11 protein-coding genes are annotated in these 16,286 nt (G+C 59.9%); 9 read left to right on the forward strand and 2 right to left on the reverse strand.

Features of this window, described 5'->3' with window-relative positions:
* The first annotated feature begins 55 nt into the window (after positions 1–55).
* The 5 genes from proA (at position 56) to AC1RUK_RS30400 (ending at position 11,068) form a co-directional block, all read left to right on the forward strand.
* Positions 56–6,034 carry an anti-phage protein ProA gene (gene proA, locus AC1RUK_RS30380; protein WP_481837670.1) on the forward strand — a complete coding sequence of 1,993 codons (5,979 nt, stop codon included), beginning with the start codon at positions 56–58 and terminating at the stop codon, positions 6,032–6,034.
* Positions 6,035–6,068: 34 nt separating this feature from the next.
* On the forward strand, positions 6,069–8,711 hold the full coding sequence (locus tag AC1RUK_RS30385) for an AAA family ATPase (RefSeq protein WP_481837669.1): 2,643 nt from the start codon (positions 6,069–6,071) through the stop codon (positions 8,709–8,711).
* Positions 8,712–9,148: 437 nt separating this feature from the next.
* Positions 9,149–9,430, forward strand: coding sequence for a hypothetical protein (locus tag AC1RUK_RS30390; RefSeq protein ID WP_481837668.1), 282 nt, complete (start codon positions 9,149–9,151; stop codon positions 9,428–9,430).
* A gap of 14 nt (positions 9,431–9,444) precedes the next feature.
* Positions 9,445–10,041: a DUF6088 family protein gene (locus AC1RUK_RS30395; protein WP_481837667.1), complete on the forward strand. Its 597-nt coding sequence runs from the start codon at positions 9,445–9,447 to the stop codon at positions 10,039–10,041.
* On the forward strand, positions 10,031–11,068 hold the full coding sequence (locus tag AC1RUK_RS30400) for a nucleotidyl transferase AbiEii/AbiGii toxin family protein (protein WP_481837666.1): 1,038 nt from the start codon (positions 10,031–10,033) through the stop codon (positions 11,066–11,068). The genes AC1RUK_RS30395 and AC1RUK_RS30400 overlap by 11 nt, the downstream gene beginning before the upstream one ends.
* A 3-nt stretch (positions 11,069–11,071) precedes the next feature.
* Here AC1RUK_RS30400 and AC1RUK_RS30405 read toward each other — a convergent pair whose 3' ends face one another.
* Together AC1RUK_RS30405 and AC1RUK_RS30410 are read right to left on the reverse strand one after the other, a co-directional pair.
* The gene (locus AC1RUK_RS30405; RefSeq protein ID WP_481839353.1) at positions 11,072–11,563 is read right to left on the reverse strand and encodes an ABC transporter permease; all 492 of its coding nucleotides are present in this window, start codon (positions 11,561–11,563) and stop codon (positions 11,072–11,074) included.
* Positions 11,564–11,586: 23 nt separating this feature from the next.
* A complete protein-coding gene (locus AC1RUK_RS30410) occupies positions 11,587–12,294 on the reverse strand; it encodes a FadR/GntR family transcriptional regulator (protein WP_481837665.1) in 708 nt (235 codons plus the stop codon).
* Positions 12,295–12,543: 249 nt separating this feature from the next.
* Here AC1RUK_RS30410 and AC1RUK_RS30415 point away from each other — a divergent pair, with 249 nt between their 5' ends.
* The 4 genes from AC1RUK_RS30415 to AC1RUK_RS30430 are packed head-to-tail and all read left to right on the forward strand — an operon-like array spanning position 12,544 to position 16,215.
* Positions 12,544–13,416, forward strand: a complete 873-nt coding sequence (locus AC1RUK_RS30415; protein WP_481837664.1) for a substrate-binding domain-containing protein — start codon at positions 12,544–12,546, stop codon at positions 13,414–13,416.
* Between the two features lie 8 nt (positions 13,417–13,424).
* Positions 13,425–14,540, forward strand: coding sequence for a mandelate racemase/muconate lactonizing enzyme family protein (locus AC1RUK_RS30420; protein WP_481837663.1), 1,116 nt, complete (start codon positions 13,425–13,427; stop codon positions 14,538–14,540).
* A 17-nt stretch (positions 14,541–14,557) separates the two neighbouring features.
* A complete protein-coding gene (locus tag AC1RUK_RS30425) occupies positions 14,558–15,358 on the forward strand; it encodes an SDR family NAD(P)-dependent oxidoreductase (RefSeq protein WP_481837662.1) in 801 nt (266 codons plus the stop codon).
* A gap of 23 nt (positions 15,359–15,381) precedes the next feature.
* The gene (locus AC1RUK_RS30430) at positions 15,382–16,215 is read left to right on the forward strand and encodes an amidohydrolase family protein (protein ID WP_481837661.1); all 834 of its coding nucleotides are present in this window, start codon (positions 15,382–15,384) and stop codon (positions 16,213–16,215) included.
* Positions 16,216–16,286: the final 71 nt, after the last annotated feature.

Consider the following 16,286-nt stretch of genomic DNA (forward strand, 5'->3'; position numbering starts at 1 on the left):
AAAACACGACAAGAGGGAAAAAAGCCGGTAGTCTCTAAAGGGGGGTACTTCATCAATGGAATCAGCCGATTCTCAGTACGCAACAATTGACAGTTCCGCACCCGATATCTCTGCCGCGCCATGCATCGTTGCCGATGTCGCTTTCAGCTTCACTTATGCATCCTATCAGAATGCGATACCGGTCATTCGTTCGATACGAATTGAGAACAACTCGGCCTCTCATTTTGAAAACTGCGTTCTTGAGTTGACGTCTTCACCGTCGTTCCTGCGGCCGAAGACGTGGACAGTCGATCGACTCATCCCAGGAGACAAGCTTGCGCTGAGCGACCGCAAAGTCGAGCTCGATGCTGGCTATCTCGCCGGCCTGAACGAGGCCGAACGCGGCGAGATCACGCTCCGCCTCACTTCAGCGGGCAACGTTCTCGACGAAAGACGCCTGACAGTCAGATTGCTTGCGCGCGACGAATGGGGTGGCGTTGCGGACATGGCTCAATTGCTGCCAGCATTCGCCATGCCGAATGATCCGGGGGTGGCGCAGATCCTGCGGGCCGCGGCGGAACGACTTGTAGCGCATGGTCACCCGAGTGGCCTGGACGGATATCAATCCCAGAGTCCCCAACGGGCATACATGCTGACTGCGGCCATCTATTCCGCGATTGCCGGGATGGGATTGCACTATGCGGAGCCGCCGGCCAGCTTCGAGAGCCGAGGCCAGAAGATCAGGCGCCCAACGACGATCGCGCAGGAGCGTCTTGCGACCTGCCTCGACACAACGCTTCTGTTTGCCGCGGCCTTGGAGGCTGCCGGCTTGCATCCGGGCATCTTGATGTTCGATGGGCATGCGGCGGCCGGCGTCTGGCTGACCAAGAGAACCTTTGCCAATGCCATTGAGACGGATCAGATGGAGGTCCGCAAGGCATTGGCGTCCCGCGAATTCATTGCTTTCGAGACAACTGGCGTCACCCATCGACCTGCGCTCACACTTGACGGCGCGCAAAGTGCGTTGAGCAACCGTCTGGCGGAAGACCAGGCGCACGCCTTCGTCGCGGCTATAGACGTACGCCGCTCTCGCAGCGGCGGCATAACGCCGCTCGCCTCACACGAGCCGATCCGCGGCAACGCCGTCGAGGATGATGAGGATGTAGTCGCCGCTCTGCCACTTCCGCCAGCGCCAGCGATTGGCGAATTGCCGGCCGAGGCTATCGAGGTAAAGCCGACCAATGCCGCCGGCCGTATCGACCGCTGGCAGAAGAAGCTCCTCGACCTGACGCTTCGCAACCGGCTCCTCAATCTCCCGGATTCGAAGAAGACGATCCCGTTTCTGTGCACCGACGTGGCCTATCTGGAAGATCGGCTCGCAAATAGCGTCGCTATCCGTCTCATATCGCTCCCCGACCAGAACCCTTTGGGTGAGCGCGACGAGGTGCTTTATCGCGACGTCCACGGGCGCGACCTTCAGCGCGGGTTTGCGGCGGAGGCTCTGCTCAGGGACGAGCTTCCATCGACGTTGGACGTCCGTCAGCTGGACGCCAGGCTGATCGATCTGCATCGACAGGTCCGCAACGATTTTGCCGAGGGAGGGGCCAATACCCTGTTCCTCGCGGTGGGCTTTCTGCGCTGGAAAAAGAAGCCGGACGACGACCGCAGCTATCGGGCACCACTTCTTCTCGTTCCGGTACGGCTCGAGCGCCGCAGTGCGACGTCGCGCTTCACGATCCGCTTCCATGAAGACGAACCCCGGTTCAACGCAACGCTTCTTCAGTTCCTGGAGCGGGACTTTGATCTGCGCCTTCCGCAGTTTGGCGGCGATCTGCCGCTGGACGACAATGGCATTGATGTGCCGCGGGTCCTCACCATGATGCGGCAGGCAGTGCGTGACGTTCCCGGGATGGAGGTCGTCGACGAAACCGCGCTATCAACCTTTTCCTTCGCGAAGTTTCTGATGTGGAAGGATCTGGTCGAGCGGACCGAGGCGCTCCGCCAAAACAGGGTCGTGCGCCACCTCATCGACACACCGGAGCAGGCCTTTCAGGCCGCAGATGGACAGTCGCCGTTTCGCGAGGAGCGTGACCTGGACCGCGCCTATGCGCCCTCGAGCATCATAAGCCTTCTGCCGTTGGATTCATCGCAGACGGCCGCCAGTCTCGCGGCTGCCGCGGGCCATGACTTCGTCATTGTGGGTCCCCCGGGTACGGGCAAGAGCCAGACCATCGCCAACATGATCGCCAACTGCCTGGGTGTGGGGAAGACGGTCCTTTTCGTGGCGGAGAAGACGGCGGCTCTCGACGTCGTCTATCGCCGGCTGCGGGAACACGGCCTGGGAAATCACTGTATCGAGCTGCATTCGAACAAGGCCGACCGCAAGCATTTTCTCGGGCAGTTGAAATCGTCCTGGGAACATGGCGGCCGCACCGACGCGTCCGAATGGATCGCCATCAACGAGCGGCTTCGCCTGAGGCGCGATGAATTGAATGCCTACGTCGAGGCGCTTCACAAACGCTACTCAAATGGCTGGACGCCCTATCTGGCATTGGGGATCGCACTTAGATCGGCAGATGAGCCTGCGCCTGTGCTCACATGGCAGGCGCGCGATACGCACGACGCGCAAACACTCTTCGATCTAGAAGAGCTTGCCGCAGAAGTGGGCCTTGTTTTTGCATCCGTTGACCGTGAGCCGGCACTCGACCTGATCGATGTTGGAGAGTGGAGCATCGGTTGGCAAGAAAACCTGCTTTCCGCAGCGAAATCGCTTCAGACAGCAATCGAACTATTGACGAGCTCGATCGGGGACTACCTCACCAGTCTGGGCCTCGGCGCCAAAGAGCCGATGCCGCGCGCGGTACCTGAGAGCCTTGCAAGCCTGGCGGAGGTCCTGAGCCAAAGCCGAGGTCGCGACATCTCGATTGCGTTCGACCGGGACTTCGCACAGTGCAGGATCGCGCTCGTTGATTTGGGACGTTCGATCGAAACCTATCGCGAAGCTGAGCGAGGCCTTGCCGCCACCTATGGCGTTGCCCAGATCCGCGACCTGGATCCCGACGGTCTGGACCGTCAATGGCGCGAAGCGAAGGCTTCGTTCTGGCCGAACTCCATGCTTGGCAGGCGCAAGGTCCAGAAGCTTCTGCAGGGCTATGCTGAACTCGGCACAGCCGACCCCGGCCGGGACCTGCCGCTGCTGCAGCGAATGAAGCAAGCTCTCTCCGCCATAGACCAGAGCCTGCTGGCTAGGAAGCCGCTGCGGGTCGATGGCCTTGCCACGGATGTCAAGGCGGTGACGGATATCCTCGATCTCGCCCAACGACTTCGCGGTGCCCTGCGCATTCCAGGGTGCACTCAAGAGGAAATACGATCCGTCCTACGTTCGGTCGCGCCGAGCCTCCGGGGCACGCTGGAAAATGACAGGATACGCCAGGCGGGAGATCGGCTTCTCGCGGCTACAAAAAGCCTTGAAGTCGCGCGTCGGGTGTTCGGTGAGATTGCCGGGCGGGACGTTCCCGACAGCGCCGATGGCACAGGTTTCGCCGCGCTCAACATGAAGCTCGGTGCTCTGATAGGCGCGCGAAATCTGCTGCGCGACTGGTCGGCCTGGTGTCGGGCCAGGAGCAGGGCAATCAGCAGCAACTTGGCCCCTCTGGTCGAGCAGATCGAGACGGGAGCCGTCCGGCCCGAACACGCACGTTCAACGTTTCGCGTTGGCTATGCCCGATGGTGGCTCCCGAAGGTCCTTGATGAGGATATTGTCTTGCGAAACTTCCGCAGGTTTCAGCATGAGAACGCCATCAAGGAGTTCCGCGAGATCGATGATCTGGCGCGGTCGCATGCCGCGCAGCGCGTCATCAGTTCGATCGCGCATGGCCTGCCGGCGGTTCAAGGTGTTCCGCGTAACTCGGAACTAGGCCTGCTGCGCCACCAGATGGAGCTTCAGCGGCCGAACCAGTCGATCCGAGACATGATCGGCAAGATGCCGGAATGCTTTTCCAAGCTTGCGCCCTGCATGTTGATGTCGCCGCTCTCCATTGCCCAGTATCTTCCCCCCAACCAGGCTCTGTTCGACGTGGTAATCTTCGACGAGGCTTCGCAGATCACCACCTGGGACGCGGTCGGCGCCATTGCCAGGGCGCGCCAGACCATCATCGTGGGTGATCCCAAGCAGCTGCCGCCGACCAACTTCTTCGGACGCAGCGAGGATGAGGAAGAGGTCGCCGACTACGAGAAGGACCTTGAAAGCATTCTGGACGAGGCAAGGGCGTCTGGCATTCCGGTGCGCGATCTGAGGTGGCATTACCGCAGCCGAAGCGAATCCCTGATCGCCTTCTCGAACCATCACTACTATCAGAACCGACTGGTGACATTTCCTTCGCCTGCGGTCGAGGACCGCGCGGTGCGCCTGCATAAGGTGCCAAATGGCATCTATGACCGTGGCAAGAGCCGCACCAACCGGATCGAGGCGGATGCTGTCGCAGCTGAGGCCGTAGCGCGGATGAATAGCTGGCTAAAACTCCCCGAGATTGGCCGGCCGACGCTTGGCGTGATCACCTTCAATGCCCAGCAACAGTCCCTGATCCTGGACCTGCTCGACGCCGCGCGCCGCGATTATCCTGAACTCGAATGGTTCTTCGCGGAAGATCGCATCGAGCCAACGATCGTCAAGAATCTCGAGAACGTCCAGGGCGACGAAAGGGATGTCATCCTGTTCTCGATCACATTCTGGAAGGATGCCTCAGGAAAACCGCCGCCGATGGATTTCGGGGCACTGAATCGCGACGGAGGCGAGCGGCGTCTCAACGTCGCCGTGACGCGCGCTCGTCAGGAACTCATCGTCTTTTCCGGGTTCACGGCGGACCAGATCGACCCGGCGAGAAGCAAGGCGCTCGGCGTTCAGCATCTGAAGACATTCCTCGACTATGCCGAAAGAGGCGCTATCGCGCTGCCGGCTCAGGACATCGGATCTGTCGGTGGTTTTGATTCTCCCTTCGAGGAAGCCGTGGCCGCTCAATTGGAGCGGCGGGGATGGATTGTCGTCCCGCAAGTCGGGATCTCCGGCTTCCGGATCGATCTCGCGATCCGTCACCCGGATTTGGCTGGCGCCTACCTCGCGGGGGTGGAATGCGATGGTGCGACCTATCACCGGTCGTCGACGGCGAGAGATCGCGACAAGGTTCGCGAACAAGTACTGACGGGACTGGGTTGGAACATCCTGCGCGTGTGGTCAACGGATTGGTGGTTCGACGCCAACGGATGTGCCGAACGGTTGCACACCAGCCTGGAAACCCTACTGGAGGAGGGCCGGGCGAAACGCGCGACCGAAGAACCGGAGACCGAGTCTCACTGGGACATGGGGCGCCAGGTCAACCCGATCGACGAGAGTGCACAAGACCACGCGGGGCCGATCGAAGAGCCTCCATTGCCGTCGACGGTGGCCGAGACTGAACTCGTATCGGTGAACACTCCCGAGGCATCCAGCCACTCTGAGGCAACCCCACCATCAACGATGACGGGCCAGCACACCATCGGCGCCGCGGAAGGGCGGTATCGAGTGGCCGATCTCAGCGACTTCCGGGCAGACCCCGATCAGTTCTTCGAATTTGGCTATCGCACGACGTTGCTTGGCATGATTGAAACCGTCATCGAAACCGAAAGTCCATTGCGAACAGATGTCCTCGCCCAGCGGATTGCTCGGGTCCATGGTTGGCTCCGCACCGGTGGGCGCATCCGCGAGAGGATCGACCTTCATTTGCGGGATTTGGACAGGACGCAGGAGTCGAGCGGCGAGTTCATCTGGAAAACGGGCAAGGTCTCGGATCTCCTGCCGTATCGTCAACCGGTCAATGAGGAAGCGCGACGTTCGATTGCTGATATACCGCTGGCTGAACTTGCCTCGATGGTGATCGGCAACCCTGATCTTCTGGACATGCATGATCCCGCACGCGATCTAGCTCGGCTCCTTGGGGTAGAGCGCCTTGCAGCGATCTCACGTGCACGCTTGGACGAGGCAATCGCCAGGGCGAAGCTGCAGATCGGCCAGAGCGAATAGGAATGAGCAACCGGTGTTCTCGGGGGGAAGTATAATGGCGGGGGCGCCGATTGATGACGTTGTGGAATGGTCAGAGACGCTCTCATCCTGGAAGCGGGACGCCCTTCGGCGTCTGGCGATCAGCAATGAGCTTACAGAGGCTGACATCGACGCCCTGCTGGCTATGGTCAAGTCCTCAGCCGGCTTGAAACTTGCTGCTGGGCCGCCATCTGCCATACCGTTCACGAAAGCTCATTTTGGAAACGGCGAGTATCAGCCGGTCGTCTTGACGCGCATCGCCAATGTCGAAAACGTGAATCGGCTGGTGCCCAAGGCATCTCTCACCTTTTGCCCCAAGGCCCTGACGATCGTCTATGGTCGCAACGGAAGCGGCAAGAGCGGTTTCGTAAGGATTCTACGCACAGCTTGTCGTACGCGCGTTGAGAATCCGCTCAAGCTCAAGGTCCTTGCGGACGTCTATGGCAGCACGCCCGGTCCGCCGACAGCCGACATCGTGGTCAATGCCGGCGATGGTGAGGTGGCAATTCCTTGGTCGCCCGGTAAAGCGGCATCGCCGCTGCTCATGCAAGTTGCGGTCTTCGATACGGCGTCCGCACAACTTTACGTCGATGGCGGAAATCAAATCCGCTTTCTTCCCTTCGGACTAGCTCTCCCGCATCGGCTGAACGCCATCTGCATCATCTTGAAGGAGAAACTGGACGCAGAACGGGCGGTAGCAATCGGCAACAAGGTAGGCCTGACTTCGATCGTTTTCGCCGCTCAGCGCAATAGTAAGGCTCAGCTCTTTGACAAGCAGCTGAACAGGTCGACAACTGACGCCCAGATTGAGTCAGCGACGTCATTCAGCAATGCCGATGAGCAGCGTATCGAAGAACTGACTGCCGCGCTTTCCGCAGGTGCCGCCGCCGCCGCTGACGTCAATGCGCTTTCGAAATGGACAGACGCCCTCCTGCTTGAGTCCGAGGCCGTAGGATCGGCATTCACGGATGGCGCGCTGGAAAAATTTCGAGAGCTCCGGGCAACAGCGGCCGCGGCACGCCAGGCGGTCACGGTGGCCGCCGGGGCGTTGTTCACCGACGAGCCGCTGTCAGGTGTCGGCGGCGCTGCCTGGCGGTCGCTTTGGGCTGCGGCGCGCGACTACTCGGTGTCGGATGCCTACAAAGAGAAGGCGTTCCCGGTTTTGATGGCGGATGGTGGGGCCGCGGCATGCGTGTTGTGCCAGCAGCCGCTTCTGCCAGATGGTGCTGCTCGCATGCAGCGATTTCAGAAGTACATGGATGACACCCTTGATGCAGCGGCCAGGAAGGCGGAGCAAGCGGTCCAAGACGCGCTGAGAGGTGTTCACGAGCTGATTTGTCTTCGCGCCTCTGACTTTGCTGACCGCCTCGAGCAGGTCCGAAAGCGTGATGAGGCGCTGGCCGATGTGCTCGCGAACCTCCAGACATCAGCGGTCGTAAGGCGGGAAGAGGCGCTCACGAGACTGAGAGGCGAAGAAGGCGGGATGGTTTCTCCCCTCGTCGTGCCGACCGACGAGTTGAAAGCTTTTGCGCTCAGACTGAAAGGCGAGACGGGTGGGCTGATGCGGGCTGGCAACAGCGAGGAGCGGGCCACGCTAGTGGTCGAGAAAGTGGAGCTCGAGGATCGGAAGCTCTTGATGGCCAACAAGTTGAAGCTCACCACCCGGCGGGACTTGCTCGTCGTTGATGATTGCTACACGAAGGCTCTCGCCGACGTTCAGACCCGGGGGATTACTCAGCGCGCGAATGAGCTTGTAGACGCTCATCTGACCACTGCCGTTGTCACACGTTTTGATGCCGAACGGGCACGCTTCGATATCATGCATCTCAACGTCGGCTTGGCACGCAAGAGCGGACAGACCAAGGCGGAATTCGAAGTTGATCCCAAGACCAAGCTGACCAAGGTGACGTCGGAGATCCTGAGCGAGGGCGAGCAGCGTGCATTGGCCCTTGCTGGGTTCCTCACCGAAGTCGCCTTGACCGACGGTTCGGGACCGATTGTGATTGACGATCCCGTGTCGTCCCTCGATCGCGATAGAAGCGCCAAGGTGGCCGAGCGGATCGCGGAGGAGGCATCTAGTCGACAAGTAGTGGTGTTTACCCACGATATTGTCTTCTTTAACGAGCTGTCCCGCGCCGCTGACGAAGTGGGCATCGAGCCTGTGACGGTGGCACTGTTCAGCGACAAGTCTGCCGCTGGCAAAGTGGACACGGCAGGGATGCCGTGGAAGGGGCAAAACGTCGCCAAACGCATCAGCCGATTGAAAAATGACGCGGCGCCTCTGCCCAAGCTACGTGCTGCGAGTCCAGCGGACTACGAATATCAGGTGAAGAATCTCTATGGCCGACTGCGCGACACTTATGAGCGCGTGGTGGAGGAAGTGATCTTCCGGGATATCGTCCGACGTGGAACGGATGTCATTCAGACCCAGTTGTTGCGCTACGTTCGCTTTCCTGACGCACTGGCAATCCGATTCCATGAGGGCATGACCCGCGCAAACACTCACAGCCATGACAATCCGGCCGCCGACACGGTAGCCGTTCCGCTTCCCGACGAATTCACCGAGCATATTTCTGAGCTCGAAGCCCTGATTGCCGATCTCAACGCTGAGAGCGAGGCTGCAGAAGCAGCTCGTCCGCAGATGAAACGGAAGATGTAGTGCGAGCGCTGACGTGTTCGAACTTGGAATGCAGAGGCGTTCAGTCAAATTTTGAACCTTCGACTCTGACGAGCGGTTTCGCTGATTGAACGCAAACCGACCTTTACCTTCTGCGACCGCGACCCCCAGTAGGGGACTCACGATGCCTGCTTTCGGGCAACCGAAAAATTGAATCCTACGACCGAGATAGACGTAGAGCTGCCGTTCGAGTGACCGATTTTCGCTGGCTGCGGGGATTCGAGCACCGGACGTCGCAACGTCATTCACAGACGGGGTTGCGCCCGATCTGGATGCTATGTGCCGTCGGCCAGGCATTCTTGAAGAGTCGGACGAGGCCGAAAGCCGATGATCAGAGGGGCTCCCGACGTAGTAGCCGTCGTGCAGGAACTCCAAATGCTGCTCCTATTGCCGGATGGCCTTGTCGAAGCGGGATCGTCGTGCGGCTTGAAGTTCCGGGCGAAGGCGGCAATGACTCGGCCATCTTCCGCAGTCGCCTAGCCCGGGATGCCTCATTCGTCCATGCAGAAAGGCTCGAAGACCCGCGGCAGCTTGATCCCATTCCAAAGCTCAACGCCAGACTTCCGGTGCAGACAGGCAGGCCCGGTCATAATTTGGATAGGATACAGCATCTAAATTTGGCTGCGGTCGATCTTGAACTGTTTCTTTCCAATCAATATGATAAGGGACAATTCAGTCAGAAACTCGAATCTTCTCTCTGACAGGAGCTAATGCCATGGAAGAGGTTACGCGAGCGGTCCAAATGCGTACGAAAAGAGCCAAGGAGGGTGCTTTGCTCACTTCGAAGGAATTCGTCGGCTCTGGAAACCGTGCGGCAGCCGATCAAGCTCTGAGCAGACTTGCGAAAAAGGGCGAACTGGCGCGCGTCTACAGAGGAATCTACACGCCCTCCAGGAAGACGCCTTATGGATATGTGCTGCCGGAAGCGGAAGCCATCGTGAGGTCGTATGCTTCGTTGTCGGGTGAAAAGGTCGTCAATTCCGGTGCCACGGCGGCAAATCGGCTCGGCCTGACGACACAAGTTCCGGTTCAAGAAGTCTTTCTCACGAACGGAAAGTCGAAGAACCTGAAGCTTGGCCGCCGCACAATACGCCTCAAGCACGCGCCGGCCTGGATCACGAGCCTGCCAAAGAATAGGTCTGGCGAAGCCATCCGGGCAATCGCGCATCTTGGTCGAACTAACGGTGTTCACTACGCGAAATTGCTCAAGAACAGACTGACCCCTGAGGAATGGACTCGCGTAGTTGCTCTCAAGGCGAAAGTGCCCGCTTGGGTCCACGCGGCGATCTCGAAAGCAGAAAATGGGTGGTGAATCCTTCTTCGATTTGAAACGTGGCCAGCAAAGAGATGCTCTTCTGGCCGCTTCGGGAACATTGGGACGCGAGCCGCATATCCTTGAAAAGGATGTCATGGTCGTCGCGACGTTTGACGCTATCTACACCTCCGAATTCAAGGACATCCTATATTTCAAAGGGGGAACTTCGCTTTCCAAAGTCTATGGGCTGATCAATAGATTTTCTGAAGACTTGGATCTGACCTACGACATGACAAAATTCCTTGATGGCGGGAACTTTGATGAGGACGGCATTCCTCCGAGCGGATCACAGGCAAGCAAACTAACTGAGATGGTCAGAAAGCGCCTGCCGGAGTGGATCAAAGGCGAATTCGCTCCGATGATGGAGAAATCCATGGCTGACAAGGGGATCAAGGTGGTCCTGGCCTATAATTCCTCGGAAACGCTCAATGTCGACTTTGAGAGTCGTTTCGACGGTCACTCTTACGTTCGCTCATCCGTTCTCTTGGAGTTCGGCGCTCGGTCCACAGGTCGGCCCGCCGAAGAACACGCGATAGCGTGCGACGCGGCTCAGGCGAACACGGGGCTAGTATTTCCGACCGCGTCGGTCCACGCGATGGCGGTGGAGCGCACCTTCTGGGAGAAGGCGACAGCGGCTCACGTTTACTGCCTTCAGCAGAACCTCAAGAAGGACCGCTTCTCGAGGCACTGGCATGATCTCCACTATATCTACAATTCGAAACATTGGGCGTCCGCGCTCGAAGACGCGGATCTCGCGAGGAAAGTCGCGCGCCACAAGTCATTTTTCTTCAAGGAGAAGGACAAGGACGGTCAGATCGTGGACTACGATAAGGCGGTCTCCGGCGAAATAGTTATGGTGCCTTCTGGCACCGCCTTGAAAGAACTGGAGAAGGACTACCGCATCATGCAGGAAAGCGGCGTCACAGCCGCAGACGCGCCGGATTTCGGGGCGATCCTGCAGAGCTGCAAGGAGATGGAAGTCGCCATCAACAGCGCCTTGAGTCTGGCGAGGAAGAAGGCATGAGCGTTAGCGGTGTAGGGCTGCCTGCTGCCCTTTTTGTATGACCGCGTCAAGAACCAGCGCCAGTGCCCTGTAGATGCCGAGTGTCGCCAGCGTGATGACGACGATCGGGACTTTGATGATCTCGGCGACGATGCCATTGATGAGGCCGCAGACAATGCCAACCGCCAAGACCGCGGCAATAGCGGCAACCACCGGATACTCTGCCTTCAACAGCAGCGCGGTGACGATCGAAGAAAGCCCGAACACCGAGCCAATCGAGATGTCGATCTCGCCCGCCATTGGCGTCAGCCCTATTCCGATGCTGAGAAAGCCAAGGAAATTGACGTTCTGCAGAATGCCGGTCAAATTGCCGAGCGTGAGAAAATAAGGACTGCTGAAAGCACCAACGACGAAGAACAACAACACTGCAAGCGCGATGCCGAGTTCATCGAAGGCGAGGTTAGCGATGCCGCGCCGCTTGAGGCCGTGAGTAACAAGATCCTGCCAACGTGCCATCGTCAAACTCGATTTCCTTACGGCTACTTCGCAGTCGAACCCTTGATGAAGGCGCTCAGCACGCCGTCGAGATGCCGCTTCATCGTCTTTCCTGCGGCCGTTGCATCGCCGGCGGCGATAGCCTCGAAGATATTCTGATGCTCGGCGGCTGTTCGCCCCGGACGCTCGGGTCCCAGAAGCATTTGTTCGAAGCGTTCGAAGAGTGGCTTTGTCCGGTATTCCCATAATTTGGAGACGACCACCTCGTATGCCGGGTTTCCACTCGCTCGGGCGATCTCGACGTGAAACAGGCGATCCCCCTCTCTGTAATTTTCCGGGGTAGCAGACGTTGCCGACGCTTGCAGGTCCATCGCAGCGCGCATGCCGTCCAGGTTCTCTTGCCTGTGATGGGCGGCTGCCAGTTCCGCGACCCGAGGCTCGATCACGCGTCTCGCCTCCATGATCTGTATGGGGCCGATATCCGTCTCAGACGCATTCTGTGCCGCCGGACGTTGAGCGCCCAACAGGACCTGGACCCCTTGGCCCGGCAGGATCGCGACGCGACCGGTGACCTCAAGGGCAATAAGAGCCTCGCGTACCGACGTCCGGCTTACCGCCAGCTGTTCGGCAAGTTCCCGCTCCGACGGCAAGAAGGTGCCGGCGGGGAACAGCCCCTGATCGATACGCGTCTCCAGGAGTTCGGCGATCCGCCGATAGAGACGGGTCGACTCCAATTGTGGCAGGCGTGCCATGGCCCTCTCCTCGGAAGAGGGTGCCGGATCGGCAAAGTCATTGCTGCGCAAATTGATCCCTCTCTCGTCGGTCTGGAAGGTCAGCGGCTTACCCACCGATAGTCTAGCGCATCGCCCAGTCACCCGACCCCGGCTTTATGGAAGTTTCTCGTTGACGGCGTAAGCGAAGTCGGACTATTGGTCAAGTGGTTGGACCACTGGACGACTGGACAAGGTCGACGCGTGAACCGGGAACCAGGGAGGGTTCGCATGATCGATAACAGACTGCGGTTCCGCCTGGTGACGATCGCAAGCGACGAGGAACTGTTCCATGTCGTCGAGCGCGGAATGCGCGACGCGGCTGCGGCGTTGGACGTGGACGCCGATCTGGTCGGCACCCCCGGCTTCGACATCGAAGACGTTATCCGTCTTGTTCGATCCGCCATCCATGACGGCGTTGACGGCATCGGGCTGAATGTTTTTCACCCAACCGCCCTGGCAGGCGTTATCGCCGAAGCAGGTGCCGCCGGCGTGCCGGTAGTCGCCTTCAACATCGACGCGGCGAAAACCGGCAGCGGCAATCTCAGCTACATCATGCAGGATTTCGTTGCCGCCGGCACGGTGCTGGGGCATCGCGCCGCGGCTTCTGTTGGCGATGGCGACCGCATCATCGTCGCCATGCATGACGACGGGGTAGGGGCATTGGAAGAGCGGGCGGCAGGGATCGTGGCGGGCCTCGCATCGCGAAAAGTCGTCGTTACGCATGTCATCACCGGGCGCGAGCCTGTAAGGGGCGCCAGGATTCTCGACGAGGCACTGGTCCGTTTGGGCGCCCGCGCAATCATCGGCACCGGACAGCCCGACACCGAGGCGGCTGGGCTGGTGGCCAAGGCGGATCAGAGGCGTGGGCTCTATGCGGCCGGCTTCGATCTGTCGCCTGGGATCGTCGACCTCATCGCCGAGGGACACCTCGACTGCGTCATAGATCAACAGCCCTACGCCCAGGGTTTCTATCCAATCGTGCAACTGACGCTCTACCGGCGGTTCGGCCTCATCCCGTCATCTCTGGACGCCGGTGCAGCAATCGTCGATCGCCAAAATGTCGAACTGGTCCGCCAACTCAGCAAGCAATCCATCCGCTAGGTCACCACATGAAAATCACGTCCGTCGAGCCCTTCATCCTGCACGCCCCGATAAACGTCCCATCGATCTCTGACTCAACGCATACGATCACCCACTGGGGGATAGTCGGGGTCAAGATCGGCACCGACGACGGTCTCTTCGGCTACGGTTATACCGGCACCCACGCTCACCTCGAGTCTGATCGGCTCGTGACCTCCTGCATCGCCAAATCTTACGGGCCCATGCTGATCGGCGAGGACGCACTCGATGGAGACCGGCTGTGGCTGAAGCTGGCGCGCTTCCCTGCAGTCCAATGGGTAGGCAGGGCGGGCGTCACCCATATCGCGTTGGCGGCGATCGACATTGCCTTGTGGGATCTCCGCAGCAAGGCGGCCGGATTGCCGCTGTGGAAGCTTCTGGGCGGTGCCACGACCGAGCGGCTCGAAGCCTACAACACCGACATCGGCTGGCTCTCCATTCCCAAGGACAGACTGGTTGATGGCTGCAAGCGAGCGATCGAGCACGATGGCTTTCGCCGTCTGAAGATCAAAGTCGGCCACGCCGATCCCATGATCGACATCGACCGCTTCGCGGCTGTGCGCGAGGCCGTCGGTGCCAACGTCACGATTGCAATCGACGCAAACGGCAAATGGGATCTGCCTACCTGTCAGCGGTTCTGCGCCCAGGCCGAACCACTCGACGTGTTCTGGTTCGAGGAACCCATGTGGTACGATGATGTGGGGTCCCACGCAGCACTTGCGCGATCGACATCGATCCCCGTGGCGCTTGGCGAGCAGCTTTATACCGCCGACGCGTTCAACACCTTCATCGACGCCGGCGCGGTGCAATATGTGCAGCCTGACGTCACCCGTGTCGCCGGCATCACCGAATACATCCAGGTCGCGCACAACGCGCACTCGCACCGCCTGCCGGTCGTCGCTCACGTCGGCGACATGGGGCAGGTGCATGTCCACCTTTCATACTGGCATCCGGCGACCTCGATGCTGGAATACATCCCCTGGATCAAGGACTGCTTTGTCGAGCCCATCAAGGTCGAGGACGGACACTATGTCCGGCCGCAGATGCCTGGGGCAGGGTGCACGCTGACCGACCAGGCGGTGGCGGCATTCAGTCAGTCCTGTTAGTGGCGGAGGGGAGGATCATGCAGCTTCTGCCAGTGGAGCGCGAGTTCAAGGGTCGGACGGCCTTTGTACTCGGGGGAAGTTCCGGCATTGGCTTGGCCACCGCCCGGTTGCTTGCCGAACGAGGGGCCAACGTCGCCATAGTCGGCCATGCCGACGATGCACTCGTCGTCGCCAAGCAATTCGCCGACGACGGGCTCAAAGCTGTCGGCCTTTTCGGCGATGCCAGCCAATCTGCCTTTGTCAGGCAGGCGATCGATCGGACCGTCGAATCCTTCGGAGGTCTTGATATACTCGTTTGCTCGGCCGCCATTCATCCGGTTGGCGATGTACTCGAGACCGATGAGGCCACCTGGGACCGGACCTTCGCGGTCAACGTGAAGTCGATGTATCTCACCTGCCATTATGGTGTGCCGCATTTGATCGCCAGCAAGGGTGGGTCGATCATCACCGTGGCTTCCGTGCAGGCCACATCGAACACGCCCGGCGTCTGTGCCTACGCGACGACAAAAGGCGCCATCGTGACCTTCACTCACACTCTGGCCGTGGACCTAGCCAAGCACAACATCCGCGCAAACACGATCTGCCCGGGATCGGTCATCACGCCGATGCAGGAACACTTCGCCAGAGCCAATGGAAATGGCCGCAGCGTCGAGGAGATGTACCGCGAGTTCGCAAAGCCGGTGCCGCTTGGACGCCTCGGCCACGCCTGGGAGATCGCAGAACTGGCAGCCTTTCTCGCAAGCGCCAGGTCCGGGTTCTGCACGGGCGCCCAATTCACAGCGGATGGCGGCCTGCTGGCGGGCCTCAGGATTTTCTAGGGCGGTAAGGACGGAGGATCGGCATGCGTCGCATCGATACCCACATGCATTTCTGGACCCTGGCGATGGAGCGATCCTACGCGCTCTGGATGACGCCCGAACTGAAGGTTCTTTACAGAGACTACGGTCCCCGCGATGCCAGACCGCTGATGGAGGCGAACGGCGTCGAAGGCTGCGTGCTGGTCTCGGCCGCGTCCACCATCGAGGAAATGGGCTACCTCCTGGGTCTTGCCGACGGGCACGACTTCATCCGCGGCGTCGTCGGGTGGGTGGATATGTTGGCTCCCGATGCGGTCAGAGACCTCGAGCAATGGGCTCGCTCGCCGGTGCTGAAGGGTATCAGGCCCTACCTGCAGGACTTGCCCGAAGATGATTGGATCCTGCGTCCCGAACTCGATGCGGTGATAAGGAAGCTTCCCGGGTTCGGCCTGCGTTTCGACGCGCTGATCAAGCCGCGGCACATACTCAACACGGTTCGTTTCGTGGAGCGATATCCTGACCTCCCGGTCATCGTCGATCATATGGCGAAGCCCACGATCAACCAGGGTGAACTCAAGTCCTGGGCCCGTGACATGGAGCAGTTCCGTCAACTCGATCACGTCCATTGCAAGCTCTCCGGTATCCTGACCGAAGACGGCCCAGAATGGACGCCGGAGCGGGTGCAGCCCTACCTGGAAACGGTCATCGATATCTTCGGGCCAGACCGCCTTGTCTTCGGAAGCGACTGGCCCGTGGTCAATCTGGTCGCCGACTACGGCAGGTGGGTCGATGTCGTCGATGCTGCCCTCAAGCACATGACACGCGCCGACCAACAGAAGGTTTGGGCCTCGAACGCCGAAAGGTTTTACGGCCTATAGGCCGAAAGTGAGCGACTTCGCGGTCCGATCGCGGGGTGGCCTAGCAGGTTACCGATCCTCCGATTGGGCCA

The sequence above is a fragment of the Mesorhizobium monacense genome (assembly GCF_056781675.1).

Coding starts and splice junctions, on each gene's coding strand:
- proA (WP_481837670.1), top strand. CDS start 56: ATGGAATCAGCCGATTCTCAGTACGCAACAATTGACAGTTCCGCACCC.
- AC1RUK_RS30385 (WP_481837669.1), top strand. CDS start 6,069: ATGGCGGGGGCGCCGATTGATGACGTTGTGGAATGGTCAGAGACGCTC.
- AC1RUK_RS30395 (WP_481837667.1), top strand. CDS start 9,445: ATGGAAGAGGTTACGCGAGCGGTCCAAATGCGTACGAAAAGAGCCAAG.
- AC1RUK_RS30400 (WP_481837666.1), top strand. CDS start 10,031: ATGGGTGGTGAATCCTTCTTCGATTTGAAACGTGGCCAGCAAAGAGAT.
- AC1RUK_RS30405 (WP_481839353.1), bottom strand. CDS start 11,563: ATGGCACGTTGGCAGGATCTTGTTACTCACGGCCTCAAGCGGCGCGGC.
- AC1RUK_RS30410 (WP_481837665.1), bottom strand. CDS start 12,294: ATGGCACGCCTGCCACAATTGGAGTCGACCCGTCTCTATCGGCGGATC.
- AC1RUK_RS30415 (WP_481837664.1), top strand. CDS start 12,544: ATGATCGATAACAGACTGCGGTTCCGCCTGGTGACGATCGCAAGCGAC.
- AC1RUK_RS30420 (WP_481837663.1), top strand. CDS start 13,425: ATGAAAATCACGTCCGTCGAGCCCTTCATCCTGCACGCCCCGATAAAC.
- AC1RUK_RS30425 (WP_481837662.1), top strand. CDS start 14,558: ATGCAGCTTCTGCCAGTGGAGCGCGAGTTCAAGGGTCGGACGGCCTTT.
- AC1RUK_RS30430 (WP_481837661.1), top strand. CDS start 15,382: ATGCGTCGCATCGATACCCACATGCATTTCTGGACCCTGGCGATGGAG.